Below are 18,450 nucleotides of genomic sequence, written 5' to 3'. Positions count from 1 at the left end.
GTCCAAGCGGGGAGGCGGGGTGGAGCGGCGTGGTCCCGAACGGGATGTCCCTGTCGGGAGTCCTCAGAGGCGAGTACACTGGACATCACGGGACGCGCTTCGGCGTCTTCCGTCCAACCGGACCCCCGCCTTCGAGCGGGGGTTTCGTGTGTCTGCGTTCAAGGGGTCCAGACGTAAGAGTGCTGACGGATCTTGTTCAGCGATCGGCCGATGGCGTTCATTCGGCGAACGGCATCGCGGTGGCGCTCAGTGACATGGCGGCGGCGCTGCTCGAAGTACGTCAGGACGTCCACGGCCTGCAGCAGGCGGCTCTGGTTCGAAGGGCCGAAGTACATCGTGTCCAACAGGTGGTCGAGTGCTCCGTCGGAGAGGCCCTGGACCGAGGCGGCTCGCATGCGTCGGTAGGTCAGACGGCTGTCATCGCGGAGGTGGTGGTCATCGGCGATCACCAGGAGGCCGTCCGCACGCAGGGACGTCCTCCGGTGCACGCGGTTCAAGAGCTGAGCGGACACCACGATGTGCGGTTTGGCGTCTTCCCATCCAGGCCGCTGACGCAGCCTGTCGACGTCGACACCCTGGAAGCCGAACCACGGGGTGTGCGCGGCGATGAGTTCGACGGCGCGTTGGCTGGCCCATGCGCGGACGCCGACGGGGGCGGCAGTCCAGTCGTCCTTGCCGTTAAACACCGCAGGCCATGGAACTCGAGCTGCTCCGGCACCGCCTGCGGGTGGTCGGCTCGGAGCTGTGCATGGAGCTGGTCCAGGTCCCTTGCCTGCCTGTCCCTCAATCAGTCGCTTCAGACTCTTTCCCACTTGTCGCTGAGAGCCGACCCTGGTGGTCGCGGGACCAGCGGTCGCCAGCGGCGTCGGTGAAGGTGAAGGCGGTCACCCGGAACCGTTCGGCGTTGGTCAGCGGCCGGGGGACCACGTCCAGTTCATCCGCCTGGACGCCGTAGCCCCACTCGTTCTTGCTCAGTTCGAAGTAGGTGCGTCCTGGAGGCAGCATGGCGGCGGTGAGATCGGGAACGGGATACTTCGACGCCACCGTGGCCCGTGCCCCGTAGACCGGGACCTGGGAGGAGTTCTCCACGGCGAGGAACCAGCGCCGCGTGGGTGGGGCGCCGAACTCGTCATTGATCCGGGCGGCGACGCACATCCACGCGGCGACCTGGCGTGCCTGTTCCTGCTTTTCGCGCAGGTCCTGCCGCTCGTCGCGGCCCTTCTCGATCTGGCGCAACCGCCACGACTCCACGGCGGACCATGCCGCGGCCAGGAGCGCCAACACGGAGACCACGAGGGCGATGACGTTCGCAGCGTCCATCAGAACATCTCCTCCTGCGCAGTGGAGAAGTCCCGCTTGATCGTCTTGGGAACCTTCCGTTCGGCCGGGGTCGGTTCGGGGAGCTCGCTCGCCGGGATCAGGTCGCCGGCCAGGATCTCGTCCAGGAGCGCCGCCTGGTCCGTGCCCAGGGAGACCGTCTCGGTGAGCACACGCAGCAGGTCCAGGAGTTCGTCGTTCCACTCGTCTGCCCACTCGATGGGGCGGATACGGTCCAGCGGGGTGGCTGCCTTGCCGGCGGCGCGGCCGATGCCGGTGGCCGTCCTGGCGCCGAGCCACTTGTCCAGGATGTTCATGCCGGACACGGCGAAGGCCCTGACCTCCGGACTCACGCCGGTGACGACGCCGTCCCCCACCTTTAGCCGCTGGGTTGCAGGGTCGTAGGACACGGCCCGCGGGGAGGCAGGCAAGGCCGTCACGGGGGCTTCCCAACCCAGGCCAGGAATGCGGGGTACGCGGCCGGCGGGGCGATCTGCACCGGTGAACCGCTCCCCGTAGGTCTGCAGCCACAGCAGACGTTCACCCAGCTTCACGGCACGGGCGAACAGGGCCGGGTCGACCGTCAGCGGCACGCGGACGGGGCTGCCCTCCAGGGCTTCGTCGAACCGCTGGACGTAGGCGTCATGGCCGGCGATGCCCATGACGTAGGCGGCCAGGTCTTCCGGCGTGACCTCCCGGCCGTAGCGCTCCCCCAGCAATGGGAGCAGCTCGCCGGTGACGTTGGGCTGAGTGGCCTCAGCATCCCGGTAGAGCGGGATGACGTCCTTGCCGCCACGGTTGTTGTAATAGTGCAGATCCGGCACCGCCGTCGCCACGGTCACGGCGGGGCCACCGCTGATGCGGGCCGTCTTGGGGGAGACAAAGAACAGCTGGCGGTCCGAGAGCGCCTTCCACAAAGCGGGGCGTTCCAGGTTGATCAATCGAGGATCGTCGAAGGTCCACTGGCGGTCAAAGGAGCGCCAGGCCACGCGGACGATCGGCCGGTGCTCAGCGTCGGCGGGCAGCGCCGCCAGTGGCGTCAGGCCGCTCACGGCGGTGTGGATGGTGCGCCCAAAGTTGCCCGTCACATACTTCTCCGCGCGGGCGTCCGCGGACGGGTCGGCCAACAGCTCTCGCCACCGCCGTTGCAAAGTGTCCTGATCCGGGGCCACCGGCCAGGCACGGTTGTACTTGATCCCGGGCTGCTGCCAGGGGAAGAGGTCCGCCAGGGCGGGCATGGCCGCCCAGTCCTCCCCGCCGCTGGCCGGTGCCAAGGGGTCGCCCGCCCCACCGGGCAGGCGCTCCCACAGGGTGTCGCTGGGATCCAACCGGGCCACCGCGTCCAGGGCCGCGAACTTCTCCGCGCGCGTGCCCCGGAAGCGCCGGTAGTACACGGACGCTTCCCGGGCGGCCTTGCCGGTGCGCACCAAGATCACGATCGCCACCGGGGTCTGGATGTCGAAGACGTTCTCCTCCTGGCGGGCCCCGCGGCCCTCGCCGCCCAGGTCCATCACCCAGATCTCACTGGCCGTCCGACGGGCCAGATCGCGCAGACCCACAAAGGCCGGGCCGGTCAACCACGAGGACGCCGTGATGAAGGAGATGATCGCCTGGTCCCCGGGGTCCTGCTGGAACGCCTTCCAGATGGCCCACCGCCAGAAATACACGTACAGGTTGTACAGCGAGGCCTGGGCGGAGAAGATCACTCCCTGCTCCTGGGCGGGGCCGATCACGTCGTCGAACAGCGCGTCCTCGCCGTCCCCGTGCTCCACCCAGCCGCCGGTGCCGGAGGTCACCCGGTCATAGGGCGGGTTGCCGATGGCCACGGTGATGCGCTGGTCCCGCTTGATCCGGCGGGCCGCCTCGGCGGCCTCGGCGAGGACCCGCGCGTCGCCGAATAACCCCGCCGCCATGCCCGCCGAGGGGTCCTCCAGGGTGTCCGTCAGGTACACGCCGATCTCCTCCGCCTGGAAGGCGTGACCCTGCGCCTCAGCGAGCCGCTGGCCGATGCGCAGGTGCGCCACCGAGTATGGGCCGGGCAGCAGCTCGAAGGCCAGCAGGTTCTTCGTGAGGTTCTTGGCCACCTGGGCCACCCCCGCCGGGCCGCGTTCCTCCCGGGCCGCCGCCTCCGCGCGGTCGATGACCGCCAGCGGGTAGGTGCCGGATCCCGTCGCGGGGTCCAGCGTCACCACCGAGGGGGCGCCGAAGCCCAGAGTCTGACCGAAACGTTCCCGCAGCAGCGCGTCCACCACGCGCACCTGGCACTGCACCACACTGATCGGCGTGTAGTAGACACCCGCCCGATTACGGGCGGCCGGGTCGTAGCGCTGGAGGAAGTCCTCGTAGAACCACAGCCACGGCTCACCACGGGAGTCCGTGGAGCGCTCGATGGCGGCCACGTCCATGCTGGACACCAGCCGCATGATGGCCCCGACCTCCGGGGCGATGTACTCCATGAGCGTCGGGATGCCGATGATCGGTCCGAGGGACGCCGCCAGAACATTGCGGTGGGCCGTCTCCAGGGCGTGCTTGGCCTCCTCGAGCGTCACCACGCCGTCGGCGTTCCGGTCCGCTTGGCCGGAGAGACCGGCGATGGCCATGGAGTAGGCCACCACCTGGGCGACGTCGCCGGCGAACTGGGCGTCCGTGGTCGTGTGGTGCACCGTGTGGTCCCAGGCCGCCTTCGCCTCCCGCACCGAGCGGTAGTTGTTGGACAGGCCTTCCTGGAGGCGCTCTCGAAGGAAGCGGGCCAGCGGGGCCAGGCGGTCCGCGAGCTGGCTCACTCGGGTGATCGGCCGGGGCTGGGCCAGGGTGAACTGTTCCAGGACGGTGCGCAGGCGGTCCGCGTCCCAGCCTGCGACGCCGTCGACGGGCAGGAACGCGGTGTCCACAAGGGAGCCGGAGACATAGAGGGCGATCTCGTCTCCGTTCGAGACGAGCAGCGCGTCCAGCTGGGAGAGCAGGTCCCACTGGCCCTTCTCCCGGCCGCGCCACTTCTCTCCGATGACCGTGTGGCCGGGTGCCTTGAGTTCCACCCATCCGCAGGGGCGACCGTCGATCAGGGCGGCGAAGTCCGGGCGCACGCCGTCGAGCTGGGCCTCTCGCAGCAGGCTGAGGTCCCCAATCCCGGTGACGGAGGAGAACGCGCGCAGGAACTCGGAGACCGGGACCGTCAGCTGCGCCTCCGGCTCGGCGGAGACCCCGCTCGTGGAGGCGAGCCGCGCGTCACGGGCGTACGTCTCAGCGAGCTGGGCGAGGGGTGCGTCGATCATGTGTCCTGCCTTGCAGTGAAGAGGGTGGCGCGAGTCACTCTATCCAGACGGGGCGTGTTCGACTGGGCCGACACCGCGGAGGCCGGCCTCGCCCCGCTCGTGGCGAGAAATCTGGTCGGGCTCGCCGGCGCCCTCGTCCTCCTCGCCGTCAGCCGCCGGGACACGCCCTCAGTCCGGCAGCTGGACCCGGCCGCCCCGGTTCAGCCCAGCACCTCCCGCGCCACCGCGCTCGCCACCACCAGGTCCTGCCAGGGCATGCCGGTGGTGACGAACAGGGCGGGCGCGCCCTCCCGACGACGCGCGGTCCCGGCCACGAGCTCGGCCAGCGTCACCGTGTCCTCGATCCCGGCGAGGGCGCCGGAGTCGATCGCGAGGGTGACGTCGCCGGCCTCGCGGGCGGCCGAGTCCCGCGACTCCACCGCCACGGTCGCGCGGCGGGCCAGGGCGTCGTCGGTCTCGCGGGCGTCCGTGGTGTGCGAGCCCATCGCCACGACCGTCGCGTGCTCCGGCACGAGCGTCCCGTCGAACAGCGGGGCCGTCGCGGCCGTGCACGTCACCACGACGTCCGCCTCCGCCACGGCTTCCGAGTCCGCGGTGCTCGCGGTCACGCCCAGCTCCGCTTCGATGCGCGCGGCCAGGGCGGCGGCCCGGTCGGCGTCGCGGCCCACCACGGACACCCGCTCCAGCCCGAACACGTCCTGGAACGTGAGCGCGTGCTCCCACGCCTGCACGCCCGTGCCGAACACGACCAGGTGCCGGGGCGAGGCGTCCGCGAGCAGCCGCACCCCGAGCGTGGACACCGCGGAGGTGCGCAGGCCCGTGAGCTCGACGCCGTCCAGCACGGCCCGCGGGGCCTGGCCGGGGGCGCCCGGGGCGCCGAACAGCACGTAGACGCCCTGGATGACGGGCAGTCCGCGCTCCGGGTTGTCCGGCGTGAGGGTGACCAGCTTGGTGCCGACCTCGGTCCCGCGCGTCGAGGGCATCTGCAGCAGCTGCCCGGCGGCGGTGGCCACGCGGGTGCGGGGGGCGTCGGCCTCCGGGTCCAGGCCGGCGGCGAGGGCCGCCTCCAGCGCGTCGACGGCGGCGCGCGGGCTCAGGGCGGCGCGCACGGCGGGGCCGTCGATCCAGGGCAGGGAAGCGGTGGCGCGGTGCGTGTCCATGCGGCCACGCTACGGGGTGGGCCGGGCGGCTCAGCCGAACAGCGTGCGGAAGTTCGCCAGGATCCGGCGCGGGTGCTCGGGGTCGACGGCGGCCAGCCCCGCCACCGTGGGCTCGTACTCGCCCGGGGCGAAGTACCCGTGGTCGCGGTAGATCTCGAGGCGCTCGAGGATCCCGGCCTGGTCCAGCTCCGGGTGGAACTGGGTGGCGTACTGGCGGGTGCCGAGCCGGAACATCTGCACGGGACAGTCGGCGCCCGCGGCGAGCAGCACCGCGCCGGGCGGCAGCGCGCTCATCGCCTCCTTGTGGCCCACGTACGCCGCGAACGTGCGCGGCACCCCGGCCAGCAGCGGATCGGCGACGCCCTCGTCGGTGAGCGTGACCTCGACGGGCGCGGCCGACTCGCCATGGGCGTTGTCCACGACGCCGCCGGCGTGCCGGCCCAGTGTGCCGACGCCGTAGCAGCAGCCGAGGAACGGCAGGTCTCGGCGCCGGACGACGTCGAGCATCCGCCCCAGCTCCGCCTCCACGGCGCGCTGCACGGGGGACTTGGTCTCCTCGGGATCGGTGCCCGTGAACGGGCTGCCGGGCAGGATCACGGCGGCGACGTCCGCGAGCTCCGCCTCCCAGTCCAGGCCGTCGGCCGCGGCCGGCTGCTGCACCGCGCGGTCCAGGCGCAGCACGCGCAGCCGGCCCTCCGAGTAGCCGCCGAGCCGCTCGACGGCCTCGACCTCGGCGGCCGCGGCGTCGTCTTCGGGGCGCGTCTGGACGAGGAGGAACGGCCGCGAATGCGGGCTCGGGACGGCGTCGGTCGGGGTGGTCATCCCGGCAGACTAGCTGTAAGAGGTCATGACGTTGTTGACTCGGGCCGGGGCCAACGAGGCCGGAGGGGCGTCCCCGCAGGAGGTATGAGGCCGATGGTAGTTGTAGTGGTTCACCCACACTGCCAACGCCTCACGCCGGGCCGTCTCTGAGGAGTACGGGCGGGCGTAGAGGACCTCATCGACCATCAGACGGTTGTAGCGTTCGACCTTCCCGTTATGGCGGGGTGTGTAGGGCCGGATCCGGTGGTGCCGGCCCCCGAGCGAGACCACCTTGGCGGTGAAGTCCACGGCCCGGTAGTTGTTCCCGTTGTCCGTGACCACCCGGTCCACGGTGATGCCGTGGGCGGCGAAGAACGCCCGCGCCCGGCAGTAGAAGCTCACGGTCGTGGCCGCCTTCTCGTCCTCCAACGCTTCGGTGTAGGCCAGCCGGGTGAACCCGTCGATCGCCGAGTGCAGATAGGTGTAGCCGACCCGCCGGCCTGCACCACGCTTGGAAGCACGGCCTGCTTCACTGTCACGTCCGTGAGCACGCCAGCCGCCCCCGTCGGGGATGCGCCCGATTTTCTTCACGTCCAGGTGCACCATGTGCCCCGGTCCCCTCGCGGTGATCCTCCGGGCCGGCTGCCGGCGGAGGTCTTCTCCGGCTGGGGTCAGGTCCCGTAGGCGGGAGATCCCGAGTCGGTGCAGCCACCGTCCCACGGTACGAAGACACACCCGGTGGCCCTCGGAGGCGAGGTGGTGATGGATGCGCCGTGCGGACCACTTGCGCTCCCGCCGCAGGGCGTGGATCTGGGCGACCAGGACCGGATCGAGCTGGGCAGGTGAACGGCGCGGCCGGCTGGGCCGGTCTTGCAGTCCTGCCTCGCCCTCGGCGCGGTAGCGGGCGACCCAGGTGGCCACCGTGGGGCGGCTGACGCGGAACTCGGCGGCCACGTGCGCCTGCGGGATCCCGTCGTGCAGGTGGCGGTGGACCATCCTGAGACGGCCGGTGGGAGTCAGGGGTGCATTAGCGTGGGTCATGAGCGGGTCTCTTCTGGCAGGTGGGTTGTTGAGGAACTTCCATCCTGCCGGGCGGGGCCCGCTCGTCTCATCTCAGCCCGTACCCCGTGGCAAGAACCTCATGACCCACAACAACTAGCGGGGCATCGGGCCGGGATGGCGTGGCGTCGTCGTGGGGCGTCGTCGGGGGCGGGCCGCGGTCAGCGGTCGGCCCAGGGGCGGGCGTCGGAGGCCCACGGCAGGGGACGGACGCGTTCCTCGGGCAGCGGGTCCGCGGCCAGCCGGCCGTAGCGGTGCACGTCGAGCCGCCGCCCGCCCGCGCGGAGGCGGCCGCGCTGCGTGCCTTCGTGTCGGAGCCCGGCGGCCCGGGCGACGGCCCCCGCCGTCGGGCTGTCCGCCCGGTGGGCCAGTTCGATCCGCTCGAGGCCGCCCTCGGCCAGCTCGGCGTCCGTCACGGTGGTCGCCGCACGCGACATGATCGCGTCCCCGCGCCAGCCCTGATGCAGCCAGGCGGTGAGCGCGCCGGTGCCGTGCGCCTCGTCGCGCACGACGGCGACCAGGCCGATGAGCGTGTCCGTCCCGCGCTCCACCACGGCGACGGCGTCCGTCCCCTCCGCCTGGACCAGTCCGTCGACGTAGGCGCGGGCGGAGGCCTCGTCGGTGACCTCTGCGGGATCGGCCATGCCGACGGTGCCCGCGTGGAAGGCCGCCAGGACGGCGGGCGCGTCCGTGGCGCGGAGGAGGCGGAGCTGGGCGGGTGCGGAGCCGGTCATGCCGGGAGCATAGCCCCGACAGGGGCTGGAAAGTGAGGTGCGCCACACGAACCGCACCCCGGAGGGCGTGTCACCGGGGACGGGGCCGGCTCCCGACGCCCGTCCCGCGGCTGGGCCTCACCGGCGCGTGGCGGCCTTCGCCTCGAGCTCGTCGGCGAGGGTGCGCAGCGTGCCGAGCTCCCGGGCGATCCGGGAATCCAGGTCGGCGTCCGTGAGCGTCTCCGAGCCGCCGCGGGCGCGCAGGTAGAGCAGCTGGTCGAACCGGGCGCGGCGCCACTGATACTCGGCCTCGGCGTCGCGGGCCTGCAGGGCGCGGGAGATCTCCCGGTCGTAGAGCGGCGGCTCGTTGAGCTGGCGTTGGCGCACCTCGAGCACCCGGGCCGCCCGGCCCGGCTCGGAGGGGACCTCGTCCGCCTCGAGCAGGCGCCGGCCGAGGTTGGCGGCGGCGATGTGCTCGCCCTCCTCGCGCAGGATCAGCGACGCCAGGGACAGCGCGGCCTGGATGGACTTCCACCGCCCCACGGCCCCGTCCCACGGCAGGTTCGTCAGCAGGCCCAGGGTGGCGAGCGTGCCCTCGGTGTCCTCGTGCAGCAGGTAGAGCCGCTCGGCCATGCCGAACACGTCCTCCAGCTGGGAGCCGGAGCGCAGGTTCAACCCGTGCGAGAGCCGGGCCGCGGTGGCGGTCAGCTCGGTGTCCTCGAGGTGGCGCTTGCCGACGGCGACGATCCGCTCCTCGGGGGAGCCCGCGTCCACGGGGGAGAAGGTGGTGTCCGGGACGGCCCTGCGCTCCTCCGGGCGGTCCGTGCGGACCCGGATCACGGAGCCGTGGGCGATCTTGACCTCGCGGCCGCCCTCGAGGGTGGCGATCACGAGCGCGGGGGTGCCGAAGTCGTCCCGCATCACCCGGGTCGAGGCCACCGGCGGGGCGGGCTCGCCGCGGCGGGTCAGGAAGCTGTCCCCGGGCTGCACGTCCTGGGACTTCAGATGGCGGAGGTAGCCGCCGACGACCGGTGCCATGCTCAGCGCCCCCATCCCACGTGGGCGAGGGCCTGGCGCACCAGGTCCCCGCGGCCGCCGATGAACTCGGCCTGGATGTCCTCGCCGAGGGCCTCCTCGGGGGTGAGCCAGGTCAGCTCGAGCGCGTTCTGGCGCGGCTGGCACTCACCCGTCACCGGCACCACGTAGACCAGGGCCACGGCGTGCTGGCGGTCGTCCGTCAGCCCGGTCTCGGACGGCGCCGGGAAGTACTCGGCGACGGTGCAGGGGACCACCGACGGCGGCAGCTGCGGGAAGGCGAGCGGGCCGAGGTCCTTCTCCAGGTGGCGCATCAGCGCGGCGCGGATGGTCTCCCGATACTGGACACGGCCGGAGACGAACGTCCGCTGGAACGTACCGGTCTCGTCCGCCACGTAGAGCAGGCCGATCTCGGTGACGTAGCCGAGGGAGTCCAGCCGCACCGGGATGGCCTCCACATACACCATGGGCAGCCGGCGCCGGGCCTCGTAGAGGTCCTCGTCGGACAGCCAGCCCGGATTCGGGTCGGGGGTGCGCACGCTCATGGTTCTGTTCTACCGGAGTTCCGCGCCGGGGGCACACCGGGTCCCGCGTGTTCCGCTCACCACTTGGCTCGGAAGTACTGCCGGGCCATCGGCACCTGCTCCGAGGGGACGTCGAGCGCGAGGGCGGCCGCGGTCGGCCAGTTCGGGTTCGCCAGGGCGGCGCGGCCCACGCAGACGGCGTCGGCGCGGTCCTCGTCCACCACGGCCGCGACCTCCTCGGCGCCGGTCAGCGAGCCGACGGCGGACACCACGATCCCCTCGGTGCCCTCCTTCACGGCGGTGGCCAGCGGCACCTGATAGCCCGGGCCCTGGGGGCCCTCGTAGGTGTCGCCGATGCCCGCGGAGGACAGGTCGAACCAGTGCACGTGCCCCTGCAGCTCCTGCGCCAGGCGGACGGTCTCCTCGATGCTCCAGCCGCCCTCGATCCAGTCCGAGCCGGAGATGCGGATGCCGAGGACCTTGTCCGCGGGCCACACCTCGCGCACGGCCGCCACGACCTCCTTGAGGAAGCGGGTGCGGCCCTCGAAGTCCCCGCCGTACTCGTCGGTCCGGGTGTTGGTCAGCGGCGAGAGGAACTGGTGGATGAGGTAGCCGTGGGCGGCGTGCAGCTGCACGGCGCCGAAGCCGGCACGGTCGGCGCGCTCGGCGGCGTCGGCGAAGGCCTGGACGGTCTCCCGGATCTCGTCCACCCGCATCGCGTGGGTGCGGATCTCCATGGAGTTGGTGGCCACGCCGGAGGGGGAGAGGGTCTCCCAGGAGTCGGGGCCCTCGAGGATCGGCTGCCCGGCGGGCGCGCCCGGGTGCATGGGGACGGTGGAGGCCTTGGCGCCGGCGTGGCCGAGCTGGATGGCGGGCAGGGCGCCCTCGGAGGCGATGTACTCGGCGATCGGCGCCCACGCGTCCCGCTGCTCGTCGTTCCACAGGCCGGTGTCCCACGGGGAGATGCGCCCCTCGGGTGTGACGGCGGTGGCCTCGGCCACCACGATCCCGAAGCCGCCGGCCGCGCGGGCGCCCAGGTGCTGGAACTGCCAGCCGTGCGGGACGCCGTCGCGCGCCTCGCACGAGTACTGGCACATCGGCGGCAGGATCAGGCGATTGCGCACGCGCACGCCGTTGATCTCGATCGGTTCGAAGATCGCGGGCACGGCGGGGGCGTCGGTCTGCGGGGTGGCGGTCTGAGTCATGCGCCCCACCCTACGAGCGGGTCCGGACACGGGAGGGCACGCGTCCGCGGCGGGCGGAAGGGGCCCGGCCCGTGCGACGAGGGAAGTCGTCACCGTTGCTGCGGCCACCCCTACCCTGGGCCCATGCCCTCCTACCGTGCCCGCCTGCAGATCGGCGACCTCCTGCCCGGCCACCGGCCCGACGAGGTCATGGACCTGGCCGAGGCGGCCGTCCAGGCCTCGCACGTGCTCGCGGCCAAGGACATCGAGGTCGTGGCGCGCGTCCCGCGGATCGTGCTGCGCTTCACGGTGCACGGCTCGCACCGGGCCGGCGAGGACGCCGAGGCCGCCGAGGTGGCGCGGCGGATGGCGGAGGCGGTGTCCGGCGTCGCCGTGACGGGCCGGCTGGACGTGCTCCGGCGCGACGGCGGTCGGTGGGTCCCGGTGCCCGCTGGGCCCGGGCGCTGAACGGGGCCGGGCTCAGGCGCCGGCCGGGTGCGGCCGGCGGGCGGCGTCGCGCTCGATCTGGCGGGCCCAGGAGCGGCGCACGGCCGCGGCCGTGACCAGCAGGAGCGCCCCGAAGGCGGCCGCGAGACCCACCCATGCGCTCTGCTGCGCCCCGAGCGGGCTGGGCAGCAGGCGGGGCAGGGCGAGGCAGAGCAGGGTCCAGGCCATGCCCAGGGCCACACCCAGGCGGCCGCGCCCACCGAGCACGAGGCGCAGGGCCGCCAGCAGCAGGGCCATCAGCACCAGCAGGGCGAGCAGCTCGGTCGGGAACCAGTCGACGTGCACGCCCCAGGCGTGGAGGGCGGCGCCCACCGCAGTGGGCGCGCCGGCGAGGAGGGTGCCCAGCAGCACGCCGAGCGCGCCGTCCTCGGCCACCCGTGCGAGGCGGCGGGCCGCCGGGCGGGCGCCGAGCCGCCGGACCACACGGAGCATGAGGACCAGGGCGAGCAGCCACGGGACGACGTCGAGGCCCCCGGGGGCCAGGACGGCCAGGGGGAACCACAGCGCCAGCGCCAGCAGGGTCCCCGCGACCGCGCCCCGGATGCGGCGGTGCCGCGGCGACGCGCCCTGGCCAGGCCCCCACTGCCGGAGCACGTACATCCCGGTCAGCAGCCACAGCACCGGCCAGATCGCCGGGTGCAGCGGGGACAGCCCGAACACGCTCGCGCCGGGGCCGTGTCGGCCGTCGGCGGTGAGCGGGTACGCGCCGGCATCGAGGGCGCCGAGCCCCGGGACGCGGCCGGCCAGACCGAGGCCCCACGCACCGGAGAGCACGAACAGCGCCCACGCGACGGTCAGCAGCGTCTGGCCGCGCCGGTCCGCGCGGGTCGGTGAGCCGGCCGGCTCCTCGGGCGGGGCGGGGGTGTAGCCGGGGATCAGGGGAAGGGCGCCCGTGACCGGCCCCGCCGAGGAGTGGGCGGTGGCCTCGGCCTGGACTGCCTGCGCCTTCGTGGAGAGCCGCTGCCGCCGCCGCCACTCGGGCAGGGCCACCCGGGCCCGGGCGAACAGCTCCTCATCGGTGAGCCGCTCCTCCGGGTCGGACAGCAGCGGCCGGTCGGCGGCGGCCGGGAAGACCTCGGGGCCCTCGAGCTCGCGCGCAGCCCGGGCGAGCGCGCGGGACTCCCGCTCCTCGTGCTCGCGACGGCGGCGGGCGGCGTCCTCCGCCGCACGGCGCTCGGCCTCCCGGGCGCGGTCCTCGAGGAGCCGGGCCTGGGCGAGGGCGCGTTCGGCGTGCAGCACGGTGTGGGCGCGGACGCGGGCGGCCTGGCGACGACGTCGCTCGGCCTCGAGGCGGGCGGCCTCCTCCGCCTCCCGACGGCGCCGCTCGGCCTCCTCGGCCCGACGGCGCCGCTCGGCCTCGACGCGTTCGGCCTCGAGGCGACGGCGTTCGGCCTCGGCCGCCTGCCGACGGCGCTCCGCCTCCGCCTCCGCCTCGAGCCGCAGCCGCTCCCGCTCGGCGAGCGCGGCCTCCTCGCGGGCCCGCCGCTCCGCCTGCACGCGGGCGCGCTCGGCGGCGACCTCCGCCTCCCGGCGGCGCCGTTCCTCCCGCTCCCGGCGGCGGGCCTCCGCCTCGGCGGCGGCACGTGCCTTCTCCTCGGCCGCCACCCGACGGCGCCGCTCGGCTTCACGCCGACGGCGCTGCTTCTCCTCCTCGCGGCGGCGGCGGGCCACCCGCGCGGCCTGGGCCCGGCGGGCCTCCTCGTCGAGGCGGGCCTGGAGGGCGGCGGCGTCGCGAGCCCGGGCGGCGTCGCGGGCCTGTGCGGCGGCGGCGGCCTCGGCGGCGAGCCGCTCGTGCTCGGCGGCCCGGCGACGGGCGACCTCGGCGGCGCGCTCCCGGCCGGCTCGCAGGCGCGCCCGCCGGCGCTCCTCGGCTGCAGCGCGGCGACGTGCGGCCTCCGCGGCCTTCTCCGGGTCCCGCCCCGGGGCGGGGAGGATGCGCTCGACCGTGCCGACGAGCGGATCGGCGAAACGGGCGAGGTCCGGGCTGCCGAGGCGGTCCAGGATCTCGCTGAGGTCCCGGCGTGGGCGCTGTTCGGCGGGAGCGCCCGGAGTGCGCAGGCGGTCCATGGCGCGGTGCACGTCCGCGCGGCGGTCCTCGCGCACGCGGCGCTCGGCGGCGGTCTCGGGTCGGCCCGAGCGCAGGGCGCGCTCGTGACGGCGCAGATCGCGGCGGGAGATCTCCCCGGGCGCGGCCAGGGCGCGGCGGGGGCGCGCGGCGGGGGCACGCGTCGCGTCGTCGTCGGGACGGGGCGCCGAGGCGCCCCGGAGGCGCTCGAGGGCGGCGCGGGACTCGGAGGACGCGTCCTGCATGCTCACCCCTTCCGGCCCCGGCGACGGTGGGCCATGATCCCCGCGATCATCAACCCTGCAAGGGTACCGAACACCATGCCGACCACCGCGGACGCCCACCACGGCAGGCCGGTGGCCCGGCCGGTGATCCAGCCGAGCCCCACCATGGACCCGGACCACGCAAGCGAGCCCGCCCCGGACAGCCACAGGAACACGGGCCAGCGGATCCCGCCGATCCCGGCCGCCGCCATCGACGCCGTCCGCCCGCCCGAGACGAACCGCAGCACGGACAGCCCCGCCAGGCTGCCCGCCGGGCCCACCCGCACCAGCAGGCTCCGGATCCCCCGGTGGATCCGACGCCACCACGCCCAGCGGTCCAGGCGGTCGGCGAGGCCGTGGCGGAACAGCGCGTAGAGGCCGACGTCCCCGGCCCAGCAGCCCAGCCACGCCGCCAGCACCGCGGCCACGGGGGAGACCCGGCCCTCGGCCGCGAGCGCCCCCGAGCCGATGACCACCACCTCCGACGGGACGGGTGGGATCGGGGCGTCCAGGGCCACGAGCAGCGCGGTGAGCGGGTGGAACCACACTCCGAGCGCGTCCATCAGGGCGGCCGGGTCCCCGCCCGTCACCGCGGTCGCTCCTGCAGCTCAGCGGGGGAGGTGAACTCCCGCTCCTCGCCCGTCACCGGGTCCGTGAAGCGCAGCGACCGGGAGAGCAGCTGCAGGGGACGCGTGACGTCGTCCGGGGCGAGGTCGAGCAGGTCCGGGTAGAACGGGTCGAACGCGATGCCCAGGCCCAGGGCGGCCAGGTGGATGCGCAGCTGGTGGGTGCGGCCCGTGCGCGGGGTGAGCCGCAGGTGCGCCACGCGCCGCCCCGCCAGCGTCCCGGCGGAGACGCCGACGCCCAGCAGCTCCACCCGGGACTCCGCGTTCGCCCCGGCGTGGGGCCGGTTCGACCGCCGGGTCCGCACCGGCGCGCCCGCCCGGCGTCCCGAGGCGGCCGGCGGGATCTCCTCCACCACGGAGCGCAGGATCCCCTTGTCCTTGCGGATCCGGCTGCGCACGGTCAGCGGGAATCGCCCCAGGACGGGGTCGGCCGGGGCGCCGGGGCGGCGGGCGCCGTCGTCGGGGGCGTCCGGCAGGAGCGCCACGGCCTCGTAGGTCTTGGCCACGGCACGCCGCTCGAAGAGCAGGTGGTAGGCGCCGCGGGTGGCCGGGTTCGCGGAGAACATCACGACGCCGGCCGTCGCCCGGTCGAGCCGGTGCAGGGGCACGAGGTCATCGAGGCCGAGCTCGTTGCGCAGCCGCACCAGCGCGGTCTCCTGGACGAAGCGGCCGCCCGGGGTGGTGGGCAGGAAGTGCGGCTTGTGGATGACCACGAGGTGCTCGTCGCGGTGCAGGAGCGTGTGCGTCACGGGCAGCGGGGCCTCGTCGGGGACGTCCCGGTAGTACCAGAGGTCGTCGTGCACGCCGAGCGGCGTGTCCGCCGGGATGGGGGCGCCGTCCGCGGCCACGACCTGCCCGGAGGCGAAGCGCCGCCGGATGCCGTCCGGGTCCACGTGGCCGAAGCGGTCCAGGACGTACTCCTGGACGGACGCCCAGGGTCCGGAGGCGGGCAGGCGCAGGCGGGTCGCGTTGACGCCGTTACGCAGGGGAAGGGGGGAGGGGACGGCCACGTTCCCGATTCTCCCAGGAGGGGAGGACAGGGAAGCGCGGCCGTCGTCGCGGGCGGCTACGGCGTCGCGGAGTGCGACTCGGGGGAGGCCGGCTCGGCCAGCGTGGTCGCCAGGTCCCGCTTGCGGATCTTGCCGGTGGCGGTCTTGGGGAGGCTGTCCACCACGACCACCTCGCGCGGGTACTTGTACGCCGCCAGGGAGACCTTGGCGTGCTCGATGACCCCCGCCGGGGTCACGCTCATGCCCGGCCGGGTGCTCACGACCGCCACCACCTCGCTGCCGAGGGAGGGGTGCGGACGCCCCACCACGGCCACCTCGGAGACCGCCGGGTGCGTGGCGATGACCTCCTCCACCTCGCGGGGGTACACGTTGTACCCGCCGCGGAGGATGAGCTCCTTCTTGCGGTCCACCACGTAGATGAACCCGTCCTCGTCCCGGTACCCCATGTCCCCGGTGCGCAGCCACCCGTCCACGAGGGTGGCCGCCGTGGCCTCGGGGTTGCGGTAGTAGCCCTTCATGATGGTGGGGCCGCGGAAGAGCAGCTCCCCCACCTGGTCCTCCCCGGGGCCGAGCAGGTGTCCCTCCGCGTCCACCACGCGGCACTCGGTGCCCCACAGCGGCTTGCCGATGGACATGACGCGGCGCTCCTCCCGGGAGACGTTCACCGCCACCGAGCTGGTCGACTCGGAGAGGCCGTACCCCTCCAGGATGGTCGCCCGCGGGAACTTCGCCTCGAAGCGCCGCAGCACCTCCTGGGGCAGGGCCGAGCCTCCGGAGACCACCTGGCTCACGGACGAGAGGTCCCGCCCGGTGTCGGGGTCCTCCACCATGCCGATCAGCATGGTCGGCACGGCGGAGATGCGGGTGATCCCGTGGCGCTCCACCAGGTCGAGCGCGGCGGCGGCGTCGAAGCGGGGGAGCAGGACCATGGTGCAGGCGTGGCGGACGCAGATGTTCAGCACGCTCGTGAGCCCGTACACGTGGAAGAAGGGCAGCACGGCCAGGACCACGTCGTCGGGCCGGATCGGGATGCGCGCGCCGGAGACCGTCGTGTTCATGTAGATGCCGAAGTGGGTGAGCTCGGCGCCTTTGGGGGGGGCCGGTCGTGCCGCTCGTGTAGATGATCACCGCGGTGTCGTCGGCCTGGGTGGGGGCCATGTCCACCGAGGGGCCGGGGGCCAGCAGCTCCGCGAAGTCCCGGGTCCCCGCGGGCCGCTCCCCGGCGCCCGTGGAGACCACGTACACCGTCGGACCGCCGTCGGACCCGCCCGCCTGGGCCGCGCCCTTGACCGCCGCCTCGGCCGCCGTATCCACGGTGATGAGCACGGCCGTGTCCGAGTCGGACAGGTGATGGGCGATCTCGCGCGGCGTCAGCAGGGGGTTGAGGGGGACCATGACGAAGCCGGCACGGACGAGGCCGAAGTAGGCGAACAGGAACTGCGGGATGTCCGGGAGCTGCACCGCCACCGAGGTGCCCGGGGCCAGGCCCAGCCCGCTGAGGTTCGCGGCCACCAGGTCGGCGGCGGCGTCCACCTCCGCGTAGATCCAGGCACGGTCGCCCAGGATCACGCAGGGGCGGTCCGGGTGCTCGGCGGCGCTCTCGCGCAGGAGCACGGAGATGTTGAACGTCATGACGCGTCCTTTCCCGGGCGGAGGAGGAAGAGCGAGTCCGACACGCAGGCCGGCTTCGCCACTCCCTCGATCTCCACGGTGGTGGTCACCATGGCCAGCGCCCCCTGGGGGCCGCGGTCCAGGCGGGTGAGCTCGGCGCCGGCGCGGATGCGCGCGCCGACGGGGGTCGGATGGGGGAAGCGGACCCGGTCCGATCCGTAGTTGACGACCATGGCCATCCCCTCCACCCGGTAGATCTCCCGCACCATCGAGGGCAGCAGCGCGAGGGTGAGGAAGCCGTGGGCGACCGTCGAGCCGAAGGGTCCCCGGGCCGCCCGCTCGGGGTCCACGTGGATCCACTGGTGGTCGTCGGTCGTGTCCGCGAACAGGTCCACCTGCTCCTGGGTGACGGTGCGCCAGCGGCTGTGGCCCAGGTGGGTGCCCACGGCCCGCTCGAACTCGTCCAGTCCGTCGAAGGTCTGCATGGCGTTCTCCTCGTGGGGGGCTCAGGCCTTGGGTCCGCCGGCCACGTAGAGGACCTGGCCCGAGATGAAGGAGGCCTCCTGGCGGGCGAAGAAGGAGGCCGCGGCGGCGATGTCCTCGGGGGTGCCGGTGCGGGCGACGGGGATCTGCTCCGCCGCCTTGGCCACGTACGTCTCGTAGGGGACGCCGATCCGCTCGGCGGTGGCCCGGGTCATGTCCGTCTCGATCAGGCCCGGCGCGATGGCGTTCACCGTGATCCCGAAGCGGCCCAGCTCGATAGCGACGGACTTGGTGAAGCCCTGGATCCCGGCCTTGGCCGCGGCGTAGTTCGCCTGCCCCCGGTTGCCCAGCGCGGACGTGGAGGAGATGTTCACGATCCGCCCCCACCCCTGCTCCGTCATATGGCGCTGGGCGGCGCGGGTCATGAGGAAGTGCCCGCGCAGGTGCACGTCCATCACCGTGTCCCAGTCCTGGGCGCTCATCTTGAACAGCAGGTTGTCCCGGAGCACGCCCGCGTTGTTGATCAGCACGGCGGGCGCACCCAGCTCGGCGACGACGGCGTCCATCACCTGGGCGACCGACTCCTCCCGGGCGACGTCGGCGGCGAAGGCGCGGGCCGTCCCGCCGGCCTCCTCGATCTGCCCGACGACGTCGGCGCACGCCTCGGCCGAGAGGTCGACGGCGGCGACGGCGAAGCCGTCCTCCGCCATGCGTCGGGCCAGGGCGGCGCCGATGCCGCGCGCGGCTCCGGTGACGACGGCGATGCGGGGCTCGGTCATGGGGTTCCTCCGGGAGGGTCGGTGCGGGTGCGGGTGCGGAC

Annotated in this window: 17 protein-coding genes and 1 pseudogene; 1 reads left to right on the top strand and 17 read right to left on the bottom strand. The window is 73.8% G+C overall.

The annotated features are described in order from the left end of the window. Nucleotides 1-158: 158 nt before the first annotated feature. From J1M40_RS00655 to J1M40_RS00610, 10 genes are all read right to left on the bottom strand, one after another. Nucleotides 159-686 carry a DUF3800 domain-containing protein gene (locus tag J1M40_RS00655; protein ID WP_012750724.1) on the bottom strand — a complete coding sequence of 176 codons (528 nt, stop codon included), beginning with the start codon at nucleotides 684-686 and terminating at the stop codon, nucleotides 159-161. 97 nt (nucleotides 687-783) lie between these two features. Continuing rightward, nucleotides 784-1,320 (bottom strand): hypothetical protein, encoded by a 537-nt coding sequence (locus J1M40_RS00650; protein ID WP_036316098.1) that lies wholly within the window; start codon nucleotides 1,318-1,320, stop codon nucleotides 784-786. Continuing rightward, a complete protein-coding gene (locus J1M40_RS00645) occupies nucleotides 1,320-4,589 on the bottom strand; it encodes a type ISP restriction/modification enzyme (RefSeq protein ID WP_206450338.1) in 3,270 nt (1,089 codons plus the stop codon). The genes J1M40_RS00650 and J1M40_RS00645 overlap by 1 nt, the downstream gene beginning before the upstream one ends. Nucleotides 4,590-4,789: 200 nt before the next feature. Continuing rightward, nucleotides 4,790-5,749 (bottom strand): ornithine cyclodeaminase family protein, encoded by a 960-nt coding sequence (locus J1M40_RS00640; RefSeq protein ID WP_020628271.1) that lies wholly within the window; start codon nucleotides 5,747-5,749, stop codon nucleotides 4,790-4,792. Nucleotides 5,750-5,779: 30 nt separating this feature from the next. Beyond that, on the bottom strand, nucleotides 5,780-6,571 hold the full coding sequence (locus tag J1M40_RS00635) for a glutamine amidotransferase (protein ID WP_069941304.1): 792 nt from the start codon (nucleotides 6,569-6,571) through the stop codon (nucleotides 5,780-5,782). A gap of 9 nt (nucleotides 6,572-6,580) precedes the next feature. Continuing rightward, a complete protein-coding gene (locus tag J1M40_RS00630) occupies nucleotides 6,581-7,591 on the bottom strand; it encodes an IS481 family transposase (protein WP_206450336.1) in 1,011 nt (336 codons plus the stop codon). Nucleotides 7,592-7,770: 179 nt separating this feature from the next. After that, complete coding sequence (locus tag J1M40_RS00625; protein WP_060774482.1) at nucleotides 7,771-8,343, bottom strand: GNAT family N-acetyltransferase; 573 nt, start codon at nucleotides 8,341-8,343, stop codon at nucleotides 7,771-7,773. 117 nt (nucleotides 8,344-8,460) lie between these two features. Continuing rightward, a complete protein-coding gene (locus tag J1M40_RS00620) occupies nucleotides 8,461-9,360 on the bottom strand; it encodes a DUF6707 family protein (protein WP_225941407.1) in 900 nt (299 codons plus the stop codon). A 2-nt stretch (nucleotides 9,361-9,362) separates the two neighbouring features. Further along, on the bottom strand, nucleotides 9,363-9,902 hold the full coding sequence (locus J1M40_RS00615; RefSeq protein ID WP_036316089.1) for an NUDIX hydrolase family protein: 540 nt from the start codon (nucleotides 9,900-9,902) through the stop codon (nucleotides 9,363-9,365). Nucleotides 9,903-9,958: 56 nt separating this feature from the next. Then, nucleotides 9,959-11,086: an oxidoreductase gene (locus tag J1M40_RS00610; RefSeq protein ID WP_044659058.1), complete on the bottom strand. Its 1,128-nt coding sequence runs from the start codon at nucleotides 11,084-11,086 to the stop codon at nucleotides 9,959-9,961. A gap of 123 nt (nucleotides 11,087-11,209) precedes the next feature. Between J1M40_RS00610 and J1M40_RS00605 the strand changes: the two genes are divergently transcribed. After that, complete coding sequence (locus tag J1M40_RS00605; RefSeq protein WP_044659057.1) at nucleotides 11,210-11,533, top strand: hypothetical protein; 324 nt, start codon at nucleotides 11,210-11,212, stop codon at nucleotides 11,531-11,533. Between the two features lie 12 nt (nucleotides 11,534-11,545). Here the strand turns inward: J1M40_RS00605 and J1M40_RS00600 are convergent, their stop codons facing one another. From J1M40_RS00600 to fabG, 7 genes and pseudogenes are all read right to left on the bottom strand, one after another. Continuing rightward, complete coding sequence (locus J1M40_RS00600; protein ID WP_102708778.1) at nucleotides 11,546-13,882, bottom strand: hypothetical protein; 2,337 nt, start codon at nucleotides 13,880-13,882, stop codon at nucleotides 11,546-11,548. 2 nt (nucleotides 13,883-13,884) lie between these two features. Beyond that, nucleotides 13,885-14,490, bottom strand: a complete 606-nt coding sequence (locus tag J1M40_RS00595; RefSeq protein WP_044659054.1) for a DedA family protein — start codon at nucleotides 14,488-14,490, stop codon at nucleotides 13,885-13,887. Next, nucleotides 14,487-15,536, bottom strand: a complete 1,050-nt coding sequence (locus J1M40_RS00590) for a pseudouridine synthase (RefSeq protein WP_044659053.1) — start codon at nucleotides 15,534-15,536, stop codon at nucleotides 14,487-14,489. The genes J1M40_RS00595 and J1M40_RS00590 overlap by 4 nt, the downstream gene beginning before the upstream one ends. 56 nt (nucleotides 15,537-15,592) lie before the next feature. After that, on the bottom strand, nucleotides 15,593-16,594 hold the full coding sequence (locus tag J1M40_RS12830; protein WP_196488485.1) for an AMP-binding protein: 1,002 nt from the start codon (nucleotides 16,592-16,594) through the stop codon (nucleotides 15,593-15,595). 97 nt (nucleotides 16,595-16,691) lie between these two features. Further along, nucleotides 16,692-17,168: pseudogene (locus J1M40_RS12925) on the bottom strand (AMP-binding protein); the annotation flags it as partial. Then, nucleotides 17,165-17,632, bottom strand: coding sequence for a MaoC family dehydratase (locus J1M40_RS00575; RefSeq protein ID WP_020625414.1), 468 nt, complete (start codon nucleotides 17,630-17,632; stop codon nucleotides 17,165-17,167). The pseudogene J1M40_RS12925 and the gene J1M40_RS00575, both read right to left, overlap by 4 nt. Before the next feature lie 21 nt (nucleotides 17,633-17,653). Next, complete coding sequence (gene fabG / locus J1M40_RS00570; RefSeq protein WP_020625413.1) at nucleotides 17,654-18,409, bottom strand: 3-oxoacyl-ACP reductase FabG; 756 nt, start codon at nucleotides 18,407-18,409, stop codon at nucleotides 17,654-17,656. Between the last annotated feature and the right edge of the window lie 41 nt (nucleotides 18,410-18,450).

Source organism: Micrococcus sp. KRD026 (assembly GCF_017168445.1).
In the GTDB taxonomy this organism is placed as follows: domain Bacteria; phylum Actinomycetota; class Actinomycetes; order Actinomycetales; family Micrococcaceae; genus Micrococcus; species Micrococcus luteus.
Note: the sequence above shows the minus strand (reverse complement) of the source record. Positions and strands in the feature narration are given on the sequence as shown.